Source organism: Pseudomonas paraversuta, assembly GCF_904063065.1.
In the GTDB taxonomy this organism is placed as follows: domain Bacteria; phylum Pseudomonadota; class Gammaproteobacteria; order Pseudomonadales; family Pseudomonadaceae; genus Aquipseudomonas; species Aquipseudomonas paraversuta.
Genome location: NZ_CAJFCL010000003.1, coordinates 86553 through 108114, shown reverse-complemented (window position 1 = coordinate 108114; position 21562 = coordinate 86553). Strand labels below are relative to the sequence as shown.

The 21562-nt window shown below is 56.9% G+C and carries 18 protein-coding genes, 1 tRNA gene and 1 pseudogene; 4 read left to right on the top strand and 16 right to left on the bottom strand.

Going from position 1 to position 21562, the window contains the following annotated elements:
• Positions 1 to 355: 355 nt before the first annotated feature.
• The 14 genes and pseudogenes from JQ845_RS06600 to dapA all read right to left on the bottom strand — a co-directional run bounded on the left by JQ845_RS06600 (position 356) and on the right by dapA (position 16305).
• Positions 356 to 823: a hypothetical protein gene (locus JQ845_RS06600; RefSeq protein WP_203008782.1), complete on the bottom strand. Its 468-nt coding sequence runs from the start codon at positions 821 to 823 to the stop codon at positions 356 to 358.
• A gap of 28 nt (positions 824 to 851) precedes the next feature.
• Positions 852 to 1592, bottom strand: coding sequence for a hypothetical protein (locus tag JQ845_RS06595; protein ID WP_203008781.1), 741 nt, complete (start codon positions 1590 to 1592; stop codon positions 852 to 854).
• A gap of 11 nt (positions 1593 to 1603) precedes the next feature.
• Positions 1604 to 4015, bottom strand: a complete 2412-nt coding sequence (locus tag JQ845_RS06590) for a TcfC E-set like domain-containing protein (protein ID WP_161718299.1) — start codon at positions 4013 to 4015, stop codon at positions 1604 to 1606.
• 176 nt (positions 4016 to 4191) lie between these two features.
• The gene (locus tag JQ845_RS06585) at positions 4192 to 4683 is read right to left on the bottom strand and encodes a CS1 type fimbrial major subunit (protein ID WP_203008780.1); all 492 of its coding nucleotides are present in this window, start codon (positions 4681 to 4683) and stop codon (positions 4192 to 4194) included.
• A gap of 51 nt (positions 4684 to 4734) precedes the next feature.
• Positions 4735 to 5484 carry a molecular chaperone gene (locus JQ845_RS06580; protein ID WP_203008779.1) on the bottom strand — a complete coding sequence of 250 codons (750 nt, stop codon included), beginning with the start codon at positions 5482 to 5484 and terminating at the stop codon, positions 4735 to 4737.
• Between the two features lie 1081 nt (positions 5485 to 6565).
• Positions 6566 to 6655 (bottom strand) — tRNA-Ser (locus JQ845_RS06575).
• Positions 6656 to 6850: 195 nt separating this feature from the next.
• Entirely contained in the window at positions 6851 to 8062 is a 1212-nt protein-coding gene (locus tag JQ845_RS06570) for a hypothetical protein (protein WP_161720076.1), read from the bottom strand.
• The gene (locus tag JQ845_RS06565) at positions 8059 to 8802 is read right to left on the bottom strand and encodes a fimbrial biogenesis chaperone (RefSeq protein WP_203008906.1); all 744 of its coding nucleotides are present in this window, start codon (positions 8800 to 8802) and stop codon (positions 8059 to 8061) included. Before JQ845_RS06565 ends, JQ845_RS06570 begins: the two co-directional genes overlap by 4 nt.
• A gap of 146 nt (positions 8803 to 8948) precedes the next feature.
• Positions 8949 to 11459 (bottom strand): annotated as a pseudogene (locus JQ845_RS23240) (TcfC E-set like domain-containing protein).
• 154 nt (positions 11460 to 11613) lie between these two features.
• Positions 11614 to 12099: a CS1 type fimbrial major subunit gene (locus tag JQ845_RS06555; RefSeq protein ID WP_202210384.1), complete on the bottom strand. Its 486-nt coding sequence runs from the start codon at positions 12097 to 12099 to the stop codon at positions 11614 to 11616.
• Positions 12100 to 12788: 689 nt separating this feature from the next.
• Positions 12789 to 13502 carry a phosphoribosylaminoimidazolesuccinocarboxamide synthase gene (gene purC, locus JQ845_RS06550; protein ID WP_003446678.1) on the bottom strand — a complete coding sequence of 238 codons (714 nt, stop codon included), beginning with the start codon at positions 13500 to 13502 and terminating at the stop codon, positions 12789 to 12791.
• A gap of 28 nt (positions 13503 to 13530) precedes the next feature.
• Positions 13531 to 14289: an MBL fold metallo-hydrolase gene (locus JQ845_RS06545; protein WP_003446676.1), complete on the bottom strand. Its 759-nt coding sequence runs from the start codon at positions 14287 to 14289 to the stop codon at positions 13531 to 13533.
• 4 nt (positions 14290 to 14293) lie between these two features.
• The gene (gene bamC, locus JQ845_RS06540; protein WP_003446674.1) at positions 14294 to 15409 is read right to left on the bottom strand and encodes an outer membrane protein assembly factor BamC; all 1116 of its coding nucleotides are present in this window, start codon (positions 15407 to 15409) and stop codon (positions 14294 to 14296) included.
• A 17-nt stretch (positions 15410 to 15426) separates the two neighbouring features.
• Positions 15427 to 16305 (bottom strand): 4-hydroxy-tetrahydrodipicolinate synthase, encoded by an 879-nt coding sequence (gene dapA, locus JQ845_RS06535; protein ID WP_003446672.1) that lies wholly within the window; start codon positions 16303 to 16305, stop codon positions 15427 to 15429.
• A gap of 326 nt (positions 16306 to 16631) precedes the next feature.
• Here dapA and JQ845_RS06530 point away from each other — a divergent pair, with 326 nt between their 5' ends.
• Together JQ845_RS06530 and JQ845_RS06525 are read left to right on the top strand one after the other, a co-directional pair.
• The gene (locus JQ845_RS06530) at positions 16632 to 17192 is read left to right on the top strand and encodes a glycine cleavage system transcriptional repressor (protein WP_003446670.1); all 561 of its coding nucleotides are present in this window, start codon (positions 16632 to 16634) and stop codon (positions 17190 to 17192) included.
• 13 nt (positions 17193 to 17205) lie between these two features.
• The gene (locus JQ845_RS06525) at positions 17206 to 17679 is read left to right on the top strand and encodes a peroxiredoxin (RefSeq protein ID WP_003446668.1); all 474 of its coding nucleotides are present in this window, start codon (positions 17206 to 17208) and stop codon (positions 17677 to 17679) included.
• 77 nt (positions 17680 to 17756) lie between these two features.
• Here the strand turns inward: JQ845_RS06525 and queF are convergent, their stop codons facing one another.
• The gene (queF, locus tag JQ845_RS06520; protein WP_003446667.1) at positions 17757 to 18587 is read right to left on the bottom strand and encodes an NADPH-dependent 7-cyano-7-deazaguanine reductase QueF; all 831 of its coding nucleotides are present in this window, start codon (positions 18585 to 18587) and stop codon (positions 17757 to 17759) included.
• An 81-nt stretch (positions 18588 to 18668) separates the two neighbouring features.
• On the bottom strand, positions 18669 to 19181 hold the full coding sequence (copI, locus tag JQ845_RS06515; RefSeq protein ID WP_203008778.1) for a copper-resistant cuproprotein CopI: 513 nt from the start codon (positions 19179 to 19181) through the stop codon (positions 18669 to 18671).
• Between the two features lie 149 nt (positions 19182 to 19330).
• Here copI and JQ845_RS06510 point away from each other — a divergent pair, with 149 nt between their 5' ends.
• Complete coding sequence (locus JQ845_RS06510; RefSeq protein ID WP_003446663.1) at positions 19331 to 20011, top strand: heavy metal response regulator transcription factor; 681 nt, start codon at positions 19331 to 19333, stop codon at positions 20009 to 20011.
• Positions 20011 to 21378 carry a heavy metal sensor histidine kinase gene (locus JQ845_RS06505; RefSeq protein WP_328823157.1) on the top strand — a complete coding sequence of 456 codons (1368 nt, stop codon included), beginning with the start codon at positions 20011 to 20013 and terminating at the stop codon, positions 21376 to 21378. The genes JQ845_RS06510 and JQ845_RS06505 overlap by 1 nt, the downstream gene beginning before the upstream one ends.
• Positions 21379 to 21562 lie beyond the last annotated feature (184 nt).

The following is a 21562-nucleotide window of genomic DNA, read 5'->3' as shown; positions in this document are numbered from 1 at the left end:
GCACAGGTTTGAGTGCGGCATAGAGAATTAATGAATGACGGGTAAATGATGCGTGGGCAGTAACAGACGCAAGCCTGCCAGGACAAGAATCCGGGGGCCTGGTATTGAGGCTTGGCCCATGCACTTGCGAGCCGGCTTATACAGGCAGGGAAAGTATCAAGGCTGTGTATTGAAAGGCGGCATCAGAAGGATAAGCGCGGCACGAAAGCCAGACGCTGGCGGGAGGATGGGAGGTATTCGAGAGGGCTGCATGGCGGCAGAGAGCGGATATGCGACTGACTGGCCAGCGCCACAGGGTTCAGAGGGAGAACCCCGCAGCCACTGTGGCCGGCCAGTCAGATGACAACAGGCAAGGCTACATATTGGCGTCGAATATCACGGTTACCCGGCCTTTGTACTCGGTAGACGGATGAGTGACCATTTCCTTGATCGGATCGCCATTGACCTCAAAGCGCAGATAGGATGATCGCTGGAACACGGCGCCTTCCCTCATAGGGCTAAATCTCGGTACAAACACGTCTTTCTGCAACGGATAATTCAATGCCTCGGCAATCATACCGCCTCTATGCCCCATCAACCCCGGCATATTGATCGCAATGTCCAGGGGGACGGTTGAGGGGCCATTGGAGATACCACAGCGGCCATCGGGCATCGTGTACTCACAATTGATATCCACCGCAAAGTCGGTGGAGCCACTGACCCGGAACGGTACATCCCTGCGCAATGTCGCAGGCACCTTGCCAAACTCCTGCCACTGGTTCCAGCCACCCAGGGGTTGCAGATTGACCGTTTCGTAACCGGGCGCGAAGTCGAGCGCGAACATGTGGTTTACGGTGAGTTGGAAGTTAATATTAACCCATGGGATCATCGAAAAACGCACCATCACCCATATCAAAATCCGTCCCCGCCCCCCCACGGGAATAAGAGGTAGCCCCGTGGTAGACACCGTTCTTCATATTCAATGGCTCGGGAGTCTCAATCTCATAAATTATATCCCAAGACCAATTACTAAACTCTCTATCAGCGAGCATCTTAAAAGCACAAACGCTGCGACCACCCGCGCCATTATCGTCTCGCGTAATAATTCGCATTATATTACTGGCAGAATCATTATTGGAATATACTCGACTGCACCCCCTTAACTCTGACAAATCGCTTACCCAACCATTCTCAGGCAAGTCATAGTGGCGCAACCTAAATGCCATGCCTGTGATTCGAAAAATTACTTCCGCCGTCTCACCAGTGCCGGACGTCACGGTAATTATACGCTGCTCAGGAAGACCGTAATATATCGAGCCGCGACCAAAATCCGCAACACCATTACCTCTTTTGGTGCCCGTTGACGGTACTCCGATACTGAACACATTGTTAGCTTTGCACCAATCCTTGTGGGTACCGGAGCAAACACCGCTTAAAGGCGAAGTATTGGTAAACGTCTTATTATTAGGATTATTCAGACTGGGGGTGAACTCAGCAAATACACCAACAGTTACCGCCCGCGCCGGTGCCAGCCACACCAGCTGCCCAAGCACCAACAACACCAATAACAGCAAGGCGCTACGACTCTGTTTGATCAAAACTATAATATTCATGTTTATCCTTGCTACTCGGCGTTAGCACTAAGCAACGGTTTGCTGGTGTTCAGATCGTCGCACTTGAGCTTACCCACCATCACCACATCGCCTTCGCGCGGGTAGCGCTTGTCGTCGAGATGGAAAGTGCAGCCCTTGATACTGGGGTGGGACACTTCCAGCATCGGCTGGCGGGCACTCATTTCCAGGGTGAAAAAGCCATCCGCTTCGGCAACGCTGCGCCCGGCGTGGTTGCGCACCTGGGCTCCACGCAGCGGCTTGCCGGCGGCATCCTGCACCTGACCCATTACGGTCAGGGTCTGCATGACCTTGACCTGACGGTAGGCCACGCCTCCTTTGTTCAGGTGGTAACTGGTCATTGACGGGTGAATCGATGCTGCCGGTGCTTCGCGGCCGGAAAAGTCCAGCTGCAGGTTGCCGGGCTTGTAGGCGGTCACCGGCACAAAGTTGCGCCCGGGCTTGAGCTCAGTGGTGGCACCGTTGGTGTCTTGCGCCATCAACCCCAGGTCCGGCAGGTCGGACTCGACATCAATAATCATCCCGGTATGGGCGCCACTGCTGACGCCATTGCCGGCAGTCACCAGTTTGCCGCCACCCATGGCCACGGTGCTTTGCAGGTTGACCCCGCCGCTCAGCCCGCCTTCTAGGGAGGAACGCTGGGCAAACACATCGCCGCGCACCAGGTCGGTGTCAAAGGAAGCCGCACCGTTCAGGCCCACGCCATAGCGGTCGCTCGACACATTGCCGTTGACATTGCTGAACAAGCCGCCTTGCAGGTCCTGGGACACTCCGGCATTGACATACTGGTCACGCCCGCCCGTACTCCCGGTGCGGGTACCGGCACCGACGTTGTAGCGACGGCCGTCACTGCCCAGGGCCATGGTCAGGGTTACATCGACCCCGCGATTGCGCTGGCTGCCACTGCTGGCGGTCGCCGGTCGGTCAAACACCGAGGTGCGCCAGGTGGCATCGCTGCCCAGCAACCTGGAGCGCCGACTGAACGACAGATCCAGCCCCACACCATTGGTCACACCATTGCTGTATGACGCACGGGCCGTCAGGCTGTTGATGTCGTCCAGTCGGTGATTGAGGGCGATGGCCGAGTTCTGCTGGGGGCCGGCCTGGGTCTTGAGGTACTTGTCGGCGTTCTGCCAGTTCAGGCTGTGGTTGAACATTATGCTACCGGTGGCATAGTTGCGGATCGCCTGCACATCCAGCCCCATCCCGTACTCACTGGAGTGAAAAACGTTGGCGTAGAGATTGGCGCTATCGCTGGCGTGCCAGTTCAGCGAGCCACCCACGGACCGCTCTTTACCCACCTGCTGCACCATGGCGCCCAATACTGCGCGCGGGTGAGCCAGATAGTTGACCACCCCGCCCACCGCCAGCTCATTGGCATCGTCGGTGCTGTAGCTGTTCAGCAGGTTACGCTGCTGGCCGACAAACGAACTGTAGCGCCAGCGCTCCTGGGCATTGCTCCAGTGCGCAGGTTTATTGATCAGCTCGGTCTCGCTGGACGTGACATTGCCGTCTTCCACCAGACGCACCTCAACCTCGTAAATACCGCCGGGCAGGCGCCGGGTATCGATCAGCTGCAAACCCGGCTCTACCGGCTGGGTGTAGATAAGGCTGCCATTGCGATAGATTTCAACCGTGCCCTGGCGATTGGCCGTGACATAGACCGGATAAATGCTCGGGCTGGCGCTATCGATGGCCAGGATGTCGGAGGTACCGAGCATAAGCCCGACAATGGTACTGGGCACCGCCCCCGGGGCGCTGGGCTGACGCGCCACGCCCTGGAAGTTGGGCTGGAAAAAGCCGGCGCGCACAAATTGATTCTCGTGCTCGCGCTGGCCGTACAGGCTCTGGATCGACTGCCGGGTTTCGGCGCCTTCATAAGTACTGCGGTCCACCTGGTAATTACCGACCGTGGTCCAGTTACCGATACTGCCCTGAGCATCCACCGAATAACGGCCATTGGTATCCGTGCCGCTGCCACCAAACACATTGAGCTGGTTACGCAGCACCAGGCCGTGACTGCCGCCCTCGGGCAGCTGGTGATAGCGCACTTCTTCAGGGTTGACCTCGGCACCACGGGTTACCAGCGACAGCTGCGAGCTTTCCAGACTGTAATGCATGGCCACCAGGCCATTGTCACAGCTGGCAGTGCACTCGCCGAGCGGGCGCGGCTGGCTGAGGTAATCCGTCCAGCGCTGGCGATCCGCGGCGCTGAGCTTGCTGTCGTGAAACTCGCTCATCTCCAGCAGTTGAAGGGTGTTATTACGGGACAAGACCACGCGACCATCGCCGAGGAACTTGCCGTCTTGCTCAATCCGCACCGCCAGGGGCAGATCGAAAAAATGTTCAAGGAAATCTTTTGGAAGACCCTGAGTCTGCTCAAGCAAACTCAGGGAGGACTTCATTTTTACTGCTGCGGTTTCAGGGGCTGTTGCCGACGCCTGAACAGAGGCGCAACACAACGCAACTGCAACACTGAGGGCATGCAATTTAAACAACACAACAGCTCCTAAAAACAGGGCAAGGGGAATAAAGCCCCGCTTCAGGAGCTTTATTCAATAACCTTTACAGCCTTTATCTATTACGGAGCAGCAGGAGCAGACTCAAACATCATGTGCACAGCACCTGCGTAGCTACCCTCTTTATAACCAGTAGCCGGTTCGATGGCGCTGATTTGAACTTCCTTGATTGCACCCGCGGTAGCTTCTGCAGCGGTAGCCACGTCAACAGCAGCGGCTGAACCCACCTTCAAAGCCACACCACCCACCTTGACTTCCATATCAATAACTTCGCTTGCGTCCAACAATTTTGGTTCAAAAACCAGATAGGACTTAACCGCAGTAGTACCACCTTTAATGTTCAGCGGACCGCCCACAGTTTTGAAGTCTTTTACGTTATGGTCGTAGGCCATATTCAAATCAGTCGTGGACCACCCGGTATTATCCCAGACAGCAAGGCCCGTTGCCGAAGGCACAATAGCCTTGACGTTCAGATCAAAGGGAACAGCTGCAGCAAAGGCAGCACTGGAAGAAGCCAACAAGGTGGCAGCAAACAACGAACGGATCTTCATCATTACATCTCTCTCGGTAGTAAAGTCCCTGCACGGAACAAAAGGTTATTGCATTTACTTGAAACCCAAGCGAACCGGTTTTTCCTGGCTCCCTTCGATAAGTTTGAATTCGTAAGTGTGCTGCTCAGACTTGCTAAAGGTTTGACTGCTCTGTGGCAATAAATGAATTTGCCGACCCGGCTGACAGTCTTTGCCTTTGGCGCCGCACGCCTTGAAGCCGTCCAGCACAATGGTGCTATTACCGTTATTACTCACGGTATAGCCGTCCGCCCCTTCCTTAATATCCGTTGCAAAATGTGCCTTGGACGGATGCACTACAACGATAGTGCCGTAACCGGTCATGATACTGACGCCGGCAGACATTTCTTTCTTATACTGATCACGCTCTTCTGTAGACAGCGAAAAGTCATCGGACTTGTCCGGCATGGCCGGAACAAAGCGCACCCGGTAATACTTCTCATGGGTGCGATCACCGGAATAAAGCAGGCGCGCCGACTGTTGACTGTTCGCCGGAATGATCAACCGCGCCGGACTGGCTACCAGACCATCTTTATCTTCACCCAGACGGGTATTCTCAACAGGCTGCTCAACCGGCTTTCTATCAGCATCGTAGACAATCTCACTGATCTCTACTCTGACAAATGCCGTGGCATCACCACTGTTACGAACACGCTTGAGAAAGGTGCCTTTATCGGAATTAATAAAATCAAACAATGAACCTACATTAATATTTGGGGCCGCCGCCTGCACCGACGACAACGAAAAACCCGCACAACATACTAAAGCCAGCATTACCTTTTTCATCGATTTCTCACTAATTAACTCACCAACTAAACAACCCGGGTTTATGCCCGACTCAAATAATCAACATCGTTATACGACAGCAACTCTTGGCCGAAAAAAACTCAGGACGCCCCAGGTTGTCGTTTTTTTATTATTAGTTTGAGAATCACTAAAACTGACAAGTCGCGTTAAACATTCAATCAGCAGCCACTTAATGTTACCTGTTGTAACTGCGCTGTTGACGAGGGCGAATCTTATAGACGTCCATCACTCCGAAAAATCGGAAAACTCCTAGAAACTGAAAAAAACCCAATAAAATAGGATGCTGAAACAATTCATCCTGCCAACACCTCTAGACCAGCCTGCAGCGCCGTAGTAGACGCCTCATTGCCCGGGCTACGCATGACAAGACACACATCGCCAGCAAGCTGGCTCCTACAGAGAGCGGGGTTCATTTAGGACTTTGCCTGCTTGACTGCAGCCGCCACGGGGTTGCATGGCGGATAGCAGTGTTGCCATCGCCAGCGAGCTGGCTCCTACAGATAAGGGGGCGGGCTCAGGTCGGGCTTTGTCTGATTGACCGCAGGGGTCACGGGGTTGCTTGGCGAACCGCAGTGTTGCCATCGCCAGCAAGCTGGCTCCTACAGATAAGGGGGGGCGGGTTCAGTTCGGGGTTTGTCTGTTTGACCGCAGGGGTCACGGGGTTGCTTGGCGGATCGCAGTGTTGCCATCGCCAGCAAGCTGGCTCCTACAGATAAGGGGGCGGGTTCAGGTCGGGCTTTGTCTGATTGACCGCAGGGGCCACGGGGGTGCTTGGCGGATCGCAGTGTTGCCATCGCCAGCAAGCTGGCTCCTACAGATAAGGGGCGGGTTCAGTTCGGGGTTTGTCTGTTTGACCGCAGGGGTCACGGGGTTGCTTGGCGGATCGCAGTGTTGCCATCGCCAGCAAGCTGGCTCCTACAGATAAGGGCCAGGGGCTGGGTTCAGGCACCGCCAGCACGCTTGCCCCTACTGTGGGAGCCGGCTTGCCGGCGATTCCCGGGCACAACGAAAAAGCCCCTGAAATGCTTGACCATTTCAGGGGCTTCGTCTTGTTCAATAATGGCGGAGAGATAGGGATTCGAACCCTAGGTACTGTCGCCAGTACAACGGATTTCGAATCCGTCCCATTCGGCCACTCTGGCATCTCTCCAACGGCGCGCATCATAACAGCGGTTTATCTTTCTGGCAAAGCCTTATTTCAAAAAAATGCCTGCTATCAATTACTTGCACGCCTTTGGAGCTCAAAACCCTGCGCCACCAATTTCTTCACGGGCCTGGATAAAGTCGCCCAGCCCCTGATGGAAGCGCGCCTTGTTGATTTTACTGGCAGCAGCCTTGCCAGAACCTAAGGGATGTCACCATCCCAGATCACTGTTACATCGCCTTTGTACCGGCTCCCGGCATGTACGATCATCTTCTCCACCCCGTCGCGATCAATTGCAAAATCAAGACTGCCCCTGGCGTTATCCATGTACTGGGTGACATCAATGACAGTCGGTGTGCTGCTGCTCAGTGGAAGGTCTTTAACAGCCCCCCCGGCCAGATGGGTGGAAAAACCCGGGGGCAACGTAACGCGAGTATCTACCGCCACTTGATGACCCACTTCATTTTCCAGTGCGCACTGATTACCAACGGAATATTGACACTGGAGCAGCATTTTGAATGGCATGGATGACCAGAGTGAAAAATTTTGCACTGCCGACAATTTATCCGGGCGCCGACCACGCTCCAACCATTGCTGCCAACCACCTTGGGGTACCAATGCTAAATGTTGCGAGCCCGCAGGAAATGCCACCTGCAGTACATGAGAAACTTCAAGTATAAAATTCAAGGTCAGGCGGTCATCATCAGGCAACATGACGTCACCGAAGTCCAAATCACCTCCGGGACCTACCGAAAGATCAAGTTGCCCCCGATATACCCCTGACTTCATTGAAAGAGGGTTTGGGGTGATGAGCTGATATATGAAAGTGAAATTTTCGTAGCGGAAATCTTCCAGATCAAACCTGGATATTCTCCCGCAGTTGGCTGGCGGGCCAACGCCCCAGAAAAAGCTATAGAAGGTAGTCGACAGCCTGGAATAGCCAGTACCCGAGCATCCTCCAGCACCCGCATACAACCACGAGCCCCCCACCCAAATGTCAGCGTGCCCGCCCCCGCTTATGACACCAACACTTTTATTGAACTGGAGGCGCGCTCCAGCCCCGACTATCTGGAATCCCAGCTGCTGGGTTTGGCCATCCGCAGATACAATGGTTACATTCTTGATCTCTGTTGGCATTTTAAACAAGGCTGACTGGCGCAAATCCGCGGCATTGGCCTTTATGTCAGCGGGCAGGGTTTTAATTTTCGGGGCAAGACTATGACGCCCGGCAGCACATGCAATATTTAAACAATGCCCCGTGTCGGGTGTTGTATTAATGAATTTAGTGTTACCCGGATTTCTTGGGTCCGGGGTGAAGACTGCCGTAATATCGATCGATTCTGCCCAACTGAAAGTGGAATTCAGCACCAGCGCCAGCACGCAGGAAAACCTGGCTATCGCGAGCATCTTCATGGCTTCACATCCACTTTTTTCGAGGCACCACCCTCTATCAAGTTATACGAATATGTTCGCCCGGGTTCTTTGTTGAACGCAAAGTATTTCCCGGGCCGTACATGAATCTTGCGGGTGGCCTTGCAGTCAGTGGCCTGGCTCATCGAGCAGTCTTTGAACCCATCCAGTTCTATGGTGCTGTTTCCCGCATTCTCAACGCGGTATTCAATAGCGCTGTTGTGGACCCGGGTAGTGAACCGGGTATTTTCCGGCCTGACGAAAAACACAGAGCCGTAACCGGTCAGTATATTAACGCCGGCCGACATCGAGTCCTTATAGGCTTTGCGCTCCACCTCGGGCACCGCAAACTGGTCTTCCTTTTCAGGAACGACCGGAACAAATCGCACACGATAGTAACGCTCGACATCCCGATTCCCCAGATAGAGCAGCCGGGTACCTTGCATCCCCTTGCCAGGGATAATCAGTCGCGCCGGGCTCGCCACCAAACCTTTGCGCTCTGCGCTCAAGGGCCCTTGGTTGTCCAGCGCGGTTTCAGTCGCCTTGCCGTCGGCATCAAAGGTCATTTCGTAAATATTGACTCGCACAAAGGCCGTGCTGTCACCGACGTTATTGATGCGCTTGAGATACGAGCTCTTGTCGGAGGCCATATAGTCATAGATGGTGCCGATGTTGATACTGAGCCCTGCCTGGACCGTCGACGCAAACAGGCCCAGGCCCAGCAGGTATAAAAATTTGTGCACGAAGGAGATCCTCGGTAAAAAGCCGGCGACCATCAGCGCTTTGATAAACAAAATGTCACCGCCGGCGTTCAACATTTGAATGTGAAGCCGCTTCAGATTGTGGCAGCGGCCTTGGATTTATGAGGTCTGGTCCAGTGGTTTTGGCGTCAGTTGTGCGCCAGTTTCCCGGCCATCGAGTCCTCGACACAGCGCAGGTCGCCAGCCATCAAAACATCGCCTTCGAGCTTCAGAACCTTGGGGTCAAGATCAAACCGGCACAGCACACGCTCGCCACGAACGATTTCAAGGGTCGGGGTGTCAGCACTGAGCTCCATGGAGAAGAACCCGTCTACCTCGGTTACGCCACGGCTGGCGTGGTTGATTACGTGATGTCCTTTCAGTGGCAGGCCATCAGCATCTACCACACGGCCTAACAGGGTCAGGGTATTGATGACGCTGACGCGCTGGTATGCCACGCCGCCTTTGTTCAAGTGATAGCGGGCGCGGGCAGGCCGAATGGTTGCCGCTGGCGCGTCGACGCCAAGGAAGTCGAGCTGGACTACGCCGTCGCGATAAGCACTGACAGGAATCACGTTGCGGCCCGGGCGCAGAACCGTACCGCTGCCACTCAGGTCGTCAGCCCGCAGCTCCAGATCGTTAATATCCGACTCCACATCGATAATCATGCTGGCCTGATTGCCCGCCTGCTGGCCGCTCAAGGCAATGTTGCCGGCCCCCACTACCAGGCTGCTCGTCAGGTTCAGGCTGCCCGACACTCCCCGGCTGTAAGACGAGCGCTGCACTTGCACATCGCCAGAGGCATAGCGACCTTCAAACTGCGCACTGCCGGCCAGCCCGACACCATAAGTGTCGGTCTGCACGGAGCCGCGGATACTGCGCACCGCGCCCGTTTCAAAGTTTTGCTGATAGCCGAGGGAGGCATTGCGATCTGTATCACCGCTACGCGAAGCGCGGGAGCCGACACTGGCGGTCATACGCTTGCTGGCTTCTCCAAGCGCCATGTTGAAGCTCAGATCGAAACCGCGATTACGCTGTTTGCCGCTACTGACAGCAGCAGCCCGGTCAAATACAGAGAACCGCCAGTTAATGTCATTGGCGAACAATTGAGTCGTACGCATCCATCCCAGGTCCAGGCTAATGCCGCTTATCTGGCCTTCGCTATGGGATATTCGGGCGTTAACACTGTTATGCCCTTGCAGGCGGTGGCTGATACTCAGCGCCGAATTGCTGACGTTGCCGTTATAGGGGGAGCGTTGACGCACCCGGCTGCCGTCAAGGAGGGTTTCCCACGTGTTGCGCGTGTCCAGCCAGCTACGATTGTGGCTGGCAACGACACTGCCTGAACTGTAACTGTGCAGCGCTTGCACCTCCATTCCCGTGCCGTGGTCCTGACTGCGATACACACTGGTGTACAGACTCGTGCGGCTTGCCAGGCCGAGATCCAGAGAAGTGCCGAGTTGATTCTGCCCTTTGGTCTGGCGTGCCGAAACACCGACCACTGCCCGAGGGTGTAAAAGATAGTTGACCGCAGTACCGACGGTGGTGTCGCCATCTTCCTGCTTGTCCCAGTTGCTCAGCAGCCTGGTCTCTCGACCAAAAAACACGTTATAGCGCCAGCGCTGGTTGGTATTGCTCCAATTGCTGGGCTTGTACACCAACTCATCGCTCGTGGAGGTGACTATGCCGTCTTCGATAAGTCTGACTTCAATATCGTAGATGCCGCCTGGCAGAGGGCGCGTATCAAGGGCCTGCAGACCTGGCGCAACTTGCTAACTGTTGATCAGAACGCCATTACGGTAAATTTCTACGGTTGCTTCACGATTGGCAGTCACAAAAACCGGGTAGACAGAAGGTTGCAGTCCACCTTTGGCCAGACTGTCGGAACTGCCCAGCATGACGCCCAGGGTTGTGTCGGGGCTGTTACCAAATGTACGCGGCTGACGGCTGAGACCCACCGACTCCGGGGTGAAGTACCCCAGGCGCAGAAAGTTGTCGCGCCACTCCCTTTGGCTATGCAGTTCGTACACTGAGTGCATCAGCTGGTTTTCGTCCCCCCCCATCTTGCTAAGCTGGCCTCTGACAGTCTGGGTCCAGTTGCCCAGGCTTGAGACGGCCCCTAGTCCCAGGTGCGCAGCGAGATCCTGGCCCTGCCCGCCAGACAGGTTCAATTGATTACTCAGCATCAACCCCCTGCTACCGCCCTGGGGTTGGGCGTAGTGTTCGGATTCGATGGTTTTGCGCTCGGTTTTGCCGGTAAGTATCGAGACTTCTGAGTTGTTGAGGCTGTAATGCACAGCCAACAGATCTTCTGCACACTGACTTGCACAGGGACCCAGTACGACACCTTGCTGTAACAGCAGTTGCCAGACTTCACGTTCGGCCGGACCAATGTCGCTGTCACGGGTATCCGTAAACTCGATAAGCGTCATGCGCTCGTCCCGGCTTAGAACCACCATGGCCTCACCCAGAACTTGATTATCAAGCATTACCCGTACGGCTAATGGCACGTCAAAGAAATGCTCGTGAAACTCTTTAGGCAACCCGTCTGCCTGAACCAGCAAAGTGGTATAACTAGGTGTTGCTGCGATGGAAGCCTGGCAAAAACTTGCAGCACTTGCAAAGGCAATAGCCAATGACAAATCAGTATACCGACTCACTCCGTAACACCTTGCTTATAGCGGCAAAAAAAACTCCGACATGCGCTGCACACGATGTCGGAGAGAGTCAATCAGTCGCTTACTGCCCGCACCGGTACTGACCGATTACGTGATCGCGCAACAAGCCATACAACCGATGCTCAACAACTTGAACTTAGATGACGGCATCAAAAGACAATTGGACATTGCCCAGATAGCTACCCGACTCATAGCCGGTTGCCGGCCTGGTCGGTATAATTTCCAGATTCACTACTTTTACAGTAGCTGCTTCGGCTGCGGTGAGTACCGTCTGGGCGGTAGTGGTCAACGACTTGCCGTTGAACTTGACATCCAGAACAACATTATTGGCACCCGCAGCCAAGTAAGCCGGGGCCAACAGCTGTGCACTGATTGAGCCTGCAGAATGAACAGCGTCAAATGTTTTAACCAATGAAGCCATTTCTTGAGTGTTTATATTGTAAGAGAGCGCCTGAGTCTCGCCGATCCAGCTGCTGTCACTTGGCAATACATAAAAATCTGCTGTCGGAACGAAGGAAGACAACTGAACCGTATGATTGATCGGTGCAGCATGGGCCTGAACACTCAATACCCCGACAGCAAGTACAAAGGGCGTCAGAATAGTTTTCTTGAAAAGGGACATAGAGACTTCCGAGCCGAGACGTATTACGCCTTAGATTACTTAAAAATACTTAATATTCGTGCCCCGACCGGCCCAACCAAGCATGTCGCGCAACGAGCGGTAACCTTAGCGAAACATTCCTAATCGTTATATCGGAATACTCCTAATACCCCTGATATTCCTAATGCCTTTAGTCCACCTAAAAGTATTGATACTTCTTCTGGTGTAAAAATAAACCTGCGTTTTGATAAATCGCGGGAAGCTAGGAGTTATTGCAGGATATACCTGCGCTCAGCAGATCGCTGATGGGGCAGCACGTCTCAACGAATCGACTGACAGCCTTTATGCGAACGCAGGAGGACACAGCAAGGGGAGGACTTCGACGCCTGAGAGCAGAGCTCGGCGAGTCACTGAAGAGAGATATCGGGTCGTCAGATTGATGCGCATTGAAGATCTGCGCTCCACGACAGGAAGTACGGAGGCAAACCAGCCTGTGCCTGGCGCGGATGATACGCCAGTAGCCTGCACTGCCTTTTGGCTTGTGATTGCGGTTGCGGTTGCGATTTGTGTCCGGAACAGCGGTTGGATTGCATTGCCAGGCGACGGCGTACCTAGCGTACGCCGCGCCTCTAACCGACAGCTTGCGCTGTCGGCGTGAGGCTCTGGCAGAGGCGGTTGCGCGAACCCGCCTCCAGGCGCTTTATGACCGCTTAAAGCGGGACGCCGAGGCGCTGTGCAACTTCTTCGTAGGCTTCGATCACGTCGCCCAGACCCTGACGGAAGCGGTCCTTGTCCATCTTCTTGCCGGTGGCCTTGTCCCACAGACGGCAGCCGTCCGGGCTGAATTCGTCACCCAGCACGATGCTGCCGTCGTGGAATACGCCGAACTCGAGCTTGAAGTCCACCAGCAGCAGGCCGGCGTCATCGAACAGCTTGTTCAGCACTTCGTTGACCTTGAGCGACAGTTCTTTCATGCGCACCAGTTGCTCGGCAGTGCCCCAACCGAACGCCACGACGTGGGATTCGTTGATGAACGGGTCGCCCTTGGCGTCGTCCTTGAGGAACAGCTCAAAGGTGTAAGGGTTGAGCTTCATGCCCTCTTCCACACCCAGACGCTTGACCAGACTGCCGGCCGCGTAGTTACGCACAACGCACTCGACCGGGATCATGTCGAGTTTTTTCACCAGGCATTCGTTATCGCCCAGCAGTTTGTCGAATTGGGTCGGCACGCCGGCTTCTTCGAGTTTCTGCATGATGAAGGCGTTGAACTTGTTGTTCACCATGCCTTTGCGGTCCAGCTGTTCGATGCGCTTGCCGTCGAACGCTGAGGTGTCGTTGCGAAACAACAGGATCAAGCGGTTGGCGTCGTCAGTTGTGTAAACCGATTTCGCTTTACCGCGATAGAGTTCTTCACGTTTTTCCATGATGGGCTCCGCATGCTAAGTAGGTGGGCTAGGCGATTGTGCGCCAGTCGAGCCCTGAATCTTGATCGGCCAGTTGCAGCCAGTCCGGGTCGCACCCGAGGGTGTCGACAAAACATTGCCGGGCCAGCTGCGGCAGGTTGTTCTTGCTGCTGAGGTGGGCCAGTACCAGGTGTTGCAGGTGTTTCCAGCCCAACTCGGCCACCAGGCTTGCGGCCTGGTGGTTGTTCAAATGTCCTTCCTGACCACCTACCCGTTGTTTGAGAAACCAGGGGTAGTGACCACGGGCGAGCAGGTCGCGGCAATGGTTGGCCTCGATCATCAACGCGTCCAGGCCGCGATAGCTGTCCAGTACGCCATCGCAGTACGAACCCAGGTCGGTCAGCAGGCCGAAACGCCGCTTGCCGTCACTGAATACGTATTGGGTGGGTTCCTGGGCATCATGGGCAACCAGGGTCACGCTGATGGTCAAGGCACCGATCTGCAACGTTTCGCCACCTGCCACGAAGCCGGCAGGTTCAAGCGGCTTGCGCATCCCGCGCTGGGTACCACGACTCATGTACACCGGCACATTGTAGCGCCGGGACAGCATCCCCACGCCATGCACATGATCAGCATGTTCGTGGGTGACCAGAATCGCGCTCAGCTGGTGCGGGCTGATACCCAGACGCACCAGGCGGCGTTCGGTTTCCCGCAACGAGAAACCGCAATCCACCAGTACACAGGTGCTGTCGCTGGCTACCAGCGTGCCATTCCCTTGGCTACCACTACCGAGAACGGCAAAACGCACAGGATCAGCCCAGGTTGTCTTGAATAACGCCCAACACTTTGCGCGCCACTTCTGGCGGTGCAACCTTGTTGATGTTTTCTTCGACAGTCACCTGCACGCTGTCCCCGACCTTGCTCAGGCGAACCTGATAGCGCTGGGCGCGGGCTTCCACTTCTTCCTTGGCCGGTTTGCTGCCGAAAAGGCTGGAGAAGAAACCGGGTTTCTCGTCCTTCTTCTCGGCTTTTTCGGCCAGGTTGATGTAGTACAGGCCCAAGGTGCGGTTGATATCTTCAACCCGCCACTCGCCCTGTTCAAGTGCGCGACCTACGCCGGACCAAGCACGATCGAGGTCTTCGGTCAGGCTCAATACCGGGTTGCCACTGCCGTCTTCGCTCAGGCTGACGCGGGTCGGGGTGTCAAAATCACGTGCTGCGAGCAACGAAACCGAACCGCCCTTCTCGGCGCTGCGGCTCATGCTGATGAGCATTTCGTCCACCAGTGCCGCGTCCAGGCCGGTATTGACCGAACGCTGGCCGAAATCGACGTTGGCGGTGCTGCCGGCTGGACGATTGGCGCTCACCACATAAATTTCGCTGGTGTTGCGCTGTACGCCCGGCTCGATACGGACACGCACGCGGGTTTCGCTGTCAGCTGCCAGGCCACTGGTGCCGAGGTGGCGAGCCATTGGCGCGGACAGTTCGTCAGCGCGCTGCCAGGTGGTGGTGAACTCGCCGGTTTGCGGGCGCTGCTCATCGATACGGAAGCCGTTGTCCTGGAAGAACTGCATCGCTACCGGCCAGACTTCTGACGGTACGTGCTGCGCCATCACCCAACGGCTGTCGCCGCTTCTTTGCAGGGTGTAGTCGCTGGCACCGGCAACTGTCGCCAGCGGCAATGGCCGCGGAACCTCGAACTCGCCCTTGACGGTGTCATCGGGCACGTTGCTCGGGATCGGCAACAGCGGCACAAGGCGCTTGTCAGTCACTACACCTGGCGGCAGTTTCATTGGAGCGGTTTGTTGCGCCTCCAGATAGTCGCTGCCACGGTCCCGGAAGTACCCGTCTGGACCCCACAGCCAACCGCAGCCGCTGGTGCTCGAAATAATCACGGCTAGTGCGGAAAGTCCGGCCAATCGCTTCATGCGTAATGCTTCCTCAATTAAACCAAAACACCGGACTGGCGCAGGGCCTGACGCAGCGGTTCGTGGCAGGGTGCGCTGAGCCAGGTGAGCGGCAGACGGATACCGTCCGGCATCAAGCCCATTTCATGCAGCGCCCATTTCACGGGGATAGGGTTGGATTCGATAAACAGGGTTTTATTGAGCGGCATCAGCTTTTCGTGAATCGCGCGGGCGGTGACGGCGTCACCACGCATCGCAGCGGCGCACAGTTCGCTCATGGCACGCGGGGCGACGTTGGCGGTCACCGAGATATTGCCCTTGCCGCCGAGCAGGATCAGCTCGACTGCGGTGGCGTCATCACCGGAGTACACCAGGAAGTCATCGCTGACACCGGCCAGGATGGCAGTGACGCGCGACAGGTCGCCGGTGGCTTCCTTGATGCCGATGATGTTCGGCACGCTCGACAGGCGCACAACCGTGGCCGGCAGCATGTCGCAGGCGGTACGGCCCGGCACGTTGTAGAGGATCTGCGGGATGTCGACCGCTTCGGCGATGGCCTTGAAGTGCTGGTACAGCCCTTCCTGGGTCGGCTTGTTGTAATACGGTGTGACCAGCAGGCACGCATCGGCGCCGGCAGCCTTGGCATTGGTGGTCAGCTCGATCGCTTCACGCGTCGAGTTGGCGCCCGTGCCGGCAATGACCGGGATACGTCCTGCCACCTGTTTGACCACGTGACGAATCACTTCAATGTGTTCGTTCACATCGAGCGTTGCCGATTCACCTGTAGTGCCAACGGCAACAATGGCGTTGGTGCCCTCTTGCAGGTGAAAGTCCACCAGTTTGCGCAGTGCGTCCCAGTCCAGACGGCCTTGTGCATCCATAGGTGTGACCAGTGCCACCATACTGCCCGCAATCATGCAACCGCTCCTGCCGGAAAAAGAGAGCCGTAATGGTACTGGCGCCATGACCCTTGCACAAGCAACAGCGCGCCCGATGAGCATTCCCCTTGGCGCTGCTTTTCGCTACCCTTCAGCCTTTGATTGGTACTGATGAGTGCGCAAGGCTGTTTCACAGGTCTTTATCCAGCGCCAAAAGCCCGCCCCAAACACCGCCAGGAGCGGTTTGCAGAGCCTGCAGACTGTCTACGACGGCGTATTGGCAGGGTTCAGGCATTTGTTGAGAGCCTGCTAGTCGCGACGCATTCATCCACCGTACTGACCGCTCATCGCTTTAGGAAGGTTGCATGTCCACCCCCACAGTCCGCGAACAATTCCTTGTCATCAGTGCCCTTGGCGCCAACCCAATGGAGCTGACTAACGTCCTGTGCCGCGCCAGCCATGAAAATCGCTGCGCCGTCGTGACCTCCCGCCTCACTCGCCACGGCGAATGCAGCGCACTGGTTCTGGAAATCACTGGCAGCTGGGATGCCCTGGCCCGCCTTGAAGCCGGCTTGCCCGCACTGGCCAAAAAACACGCGTTCAGCGTCAATGTGGTGCGCAGTGCCGCCCTTGAGACCCGCCCGCAGGCGCTGCCGTACGTGGCCTATGTCAGCTCGGCCTACCGCTCGGACATCATCAACGAGCTGTGCCAGTTCTTCATGGACCACAACGTCGAACTTGAAAACCTGACCTGCGACACCTATCAGGCGCCGCAAACCGGCGGCACCATGCTCAACGCAACTTTCACCGTGACCTTGCCGGCCGGTATCCAGATCAGCTGGTTGCGCGATCAGTTCCTGGACTTCGCCGACGCGCTGAACCTCGATGCGCTGATCGAACCCTGGCGCCCACAAAACCCAATGTAAGGAAGCTCCCCCCATGGCCGTTGCAATTGACCAACCCGTAGGCGACTTCCAGATCCCGGCTACCAGTGAGCAAACCGTCAGTCTGGCGGCACTCAAGGGCAAGCAGGTGGTGATTTACTTTTACCCCAAGGACAGCACGCCGGGCTGCACCACTGAAGGCCAGGGCTTTCGTGACCACTACGCCGAATTCCAGGCGGCCAACACCGAAGTGTTTGGCGTGTCGCGCGACAGCCTCAAGTCCCATGAGAACTTCAAGGCCAAGCAGGGTTTTCCGTTCGAATTGCTGAGCGACAAGGACGAAGCCCTGTGCCAGCTGTTTGACGTGATCAAGCTGAAGAAGCTGTACGGCAAGGAATACCTGGGCGTGGACCGCAGCACATTCCTGATCGACAAGAACGGCGTGTTGCGTCACGAATGGCGCGGCGTGAAAGTGCCGGGCCATGTTGAAGCGGTGCTGGAACAGGCCAGGGCGCTGAACCAGGCCTGATACTCCCGCTGCAGGAGCGAGCTTGCCTCGCGATCTTTTAAAAGATCAAAAGCTCGCCCCTGCAGGGTCACAGGACTTTACTGACGTACCAGCCGCAGGTTCTGGAATTCGACCGCTTCGGTACTGCGGTACGGGTTGATATCCAGCCCGCCACGACGCACATAGCGCGCATACACGGTCAATTTTTCCGGCTTGAGCAAACGCTGCAGGTCGAGAAAAATCCGCTCCACGCATTGCTCATGGAAATCCGAGTGCTGACGGAAGCTCACCAGATACGCCAGCAAACTGGCGTGATCCAGTGCCGCTCCACGGTACTCCACCACCACTGTGCCCCAGTCAGGCTGACTGGTGACCGGGCAGTTGGATTTGAGCAGGTGGCTGTAGACGCTTTCTTCGATCACCCGCGTCTCATCGCACTTGAGCAATTCAGGTCGCGGCTGCTGGTAATCGCTGACACTGATGTCCAGATCATCGATACACAGACCGGGCAAAACCCCTGTGCCATCTGCCTGAACCTCATCCAGGCTACGCACGCGCACGCCGACGGGCTTGCCGGATGCGGCTGACAAATCTGCCTGCAACGTCTGCACCAGGCTTGGTGTATCGGCGAAAACGCTCTGATTGAGCGAGTTCAGGTACAGCTTGAAAGACTTGGACTCGACGATGTTCGGCGAATCGGCGGCAAAGCAGAACTCGCCAATGGCCACCACCGGCTTGCCTGACGGCAACAACCATGAGAGCTCGAAGCAATTCCAGAAGTCCACCCCGACATACGGCAGGGTCTCGGCGCTGAGCCCCAGCTCGGCCCATTTCGCCGCACGCGGGATAGGGAACAGCAAGGACGGGGTGTAGGTACTGATGTATTCACTGGACTTGCCCAGCGGCGAATGTTCGGCTGCGGGATGCATGACAAAAACCTGGCTAGAAAAACCCGGCAATTCTATCGGGTTTACGCCAGGCTTTCAGCGCCAGCAGACGATCAGGGCTGATTAAGGCTCAACTTTGACCTTGCCGACCATTCCGGCCTGGTAGTGACCGGGCACATTGCAGGCAAACTCCAGGTTGTCGGCGCGACTGAAGGTCCAGGTCAGCTCGGCAGTTTTACCCGGCCCGACCAACACACTGTTGGGGTCGTCGTGCTGCATGCCCATGGCGCCGTGGTCCATGCCGGCGTGACTCATCCCGGTCGGCGTGAGCATGCCGCTTTGCTGCATTGCGAGCATTTCTTTCTGGTGCGCCCCGTGCATGGCTGCATTGCCCAGGTTGAATTCGTGCAACAACTGCCCTTTATTGACCAGTACAAAACGCACGGTCTCCCCTGCTTTCACGTCCAGTGTTGTGGGAGTGAAGGCAATATCGGTCATATCCACTTGCACGGTGCGCGTGGCACTGGCGGCCGGGGCCGGCTGACCAAAATCAAAATGGCCGGCAGGCGCTGCCAGCACCGGCACGCTCAACATCAATAAACAACCCGCGAGGGCCAAACGGTTACGCGCAGTCATACTGACTCCCGGGAATGTACAAATTTTCAACGACTTTAGAACTGCGCCGCTGGCATTCAACTGACCGTAAGATTACAACTTTGTCAGCTTGCCCCTGCCTGCCCAAGGCCAATGTATAAGGCTGAGGATATTTTTGTGATGAGCCACCGATGAAATTGCTGATAGTCGAAGACCAGGCCAAAACCGGCCAGTACCTGCGCCAGGGCTTGAGCGAAGCCGGGTTTACCACCGAACTGGCCGCTGACGGCATCACCGGCCAGCACCTGGCCCTGACCGGCGATTACTCATTGCTGATTCTCGATGTAATGCTCCCGGGCCGTGACGGCTGGCAAATACTGCAAGCGGTGCGCAGTGCGGGGCTGGACATGCCGGTGCTGTTCCTGACCGCCCGCGACGCCGTCGAAGACCGCGTGCACGGCCTGGAACTGGGGGCAGACGATTATCTGGTCAAGCCCTTCGCCTTTTCCGAGTTGCTGGCCCGGGTGCGCAGCTTGCTGCGCCGCGGCAGCAGCACCACGCAAGAGACCCACCTGCAACTGGCCGACCTGCGCCTGGACCTGATCCGGCGCCGGGTTGAGCGCAATGGCCAGCGCATCGACCTCACCGCCAAAGAGTTCGCCCTGCTGGAATTGCTGATGCGACGCCAGGGAGAAGTACTGCCCAAGTCCCTGATCGCCTCACAAGTGTGGGACATGAATTTCGACAGCGACACCAACGTTATCGAAGTCGCGATACGCCGCCTGCGCCTGAAAATCGATGACAGCCATGAACACAAACTGATCCACACCGTGCGCGGCATGGGTTATGTGCTGGAAGAGCGTGCTCCGTGATCCGTCGCCTGTCCCTGAGCAGCCGCCTGGCCCTGCTGTTTGCCGGCTGCACGGCGGTGGTTTCACTGTTTGCCGGGGTGCTGTTCGGGCGCGCCAGCGAGGTACATTTCGTCGAACTCGACCAACAGCTGATGGAAAGCCGCCTCACCGTGCTGCGCGACACCCTGCAAGGCGCCGACACCCTGGAAAGTTTCACCCGGCGCCTGCCCGCCCTGCTCCTGCACCTCAACCAGCAACCAGACCTGACGGTGCGGGTGCGCGGCCCGGACGGGCACCTGTGGTTTGACAGCGCGCCAAGTTTGCCGGAACAGCTTGCTGTGCGCCCCGGCCTTGGCAGCCTGCAAATCAACGGCATTGATTACCGGGTTCTGAACCCCATTCCTGACACACAAAACGCACCGCGCCTGACACTGCTGCTGGACATCACCCACCATCAACACTTCCTGCAGCGCATGCAGCACCTGATCTGGATGACGGTCGGCCTCTCGGCGCTGGCTACCGCCATTCTGGGGGCCTGGGCTGCCCGTAGCGGCCTGCGCCCGTTGCGGCGCATGAGCGCGATTGCAGCCAGCGTCTCGGCCGACTCCCTCAACGCACGGCTGCACCAGCAGCAGATGCCCGCCGAGCTGGCAGAACTGGCCAGCGCCTTCAACGCCATGCTGGAACGGCTGGATGATTCATTTCAGCGACTGTCTGCGTTCTCTGCCGATATTGCCCATGAACTGCGGACCCCGCTGTCGAACCTGCTGACCCATACCCAGGTCACCCTGACCCGGCCCCGGGGCATCGATGAGTACCGCGAGGCCCTGCACAGCAACCTCGAAGAACTGCAGTGGATGGCACAACTGGTCAACGACATGCTGTATCTGGCCAAGGCTGACCATGGCCTGCTCACTCCGCGCCGCGAGCCGCTGGATCTGGGCCGCGAGGTGGACGCTTTACTGGAGTTTTACGCACTACTGGCCGAAGACTCGCAAATAGCCTTGACCCGCGAAGGTGACGGACAGATTGCAGGCGATCGCAGCATGTTGCGCCGCGCGCTGTCCAACCTGCTGGATAACGCCTTGCGTTACACGCCGGGGGGTGGAGCCATCAAGGTGCTAATCGAAGAAACGGCGAGCCACGTGCGCATCAGCATCGAAAACACCGGAGCTGGGATCGCTGCCGAGTTGCTGCCACGCCTGTTTGATCGCTTCTACCGGGCCGATCCGGCACGGCGCGAAGGCAGCAGCGAGCATGCGGGGCTGGGGCTGGCCATCACCCAGTCAATCATTCGCGCCCATGGCGGGCAGATCAGGTGTGAAGCCCAGGAAGGCGTGACACGGTTTGTGCTTGAACTGCCCACTATCAAGGCCGGGAGCACCTGAAGCCTCCTGTAGGAGCGAGCTTTTCAGCACTCAGGAAGAGCTCGCGAGACAAGCTCGCTCCTACAGGTCAGGTCAAGGGCGGTCAGGAGTAGCGCGTGGGCCAGCTGGATTTCCGTCGCGCGATACGTGCTAGAAATTGAGCGGCCGTATGTACTGTAGGAGCGAGCTTGTCTCGCGAGCTTTT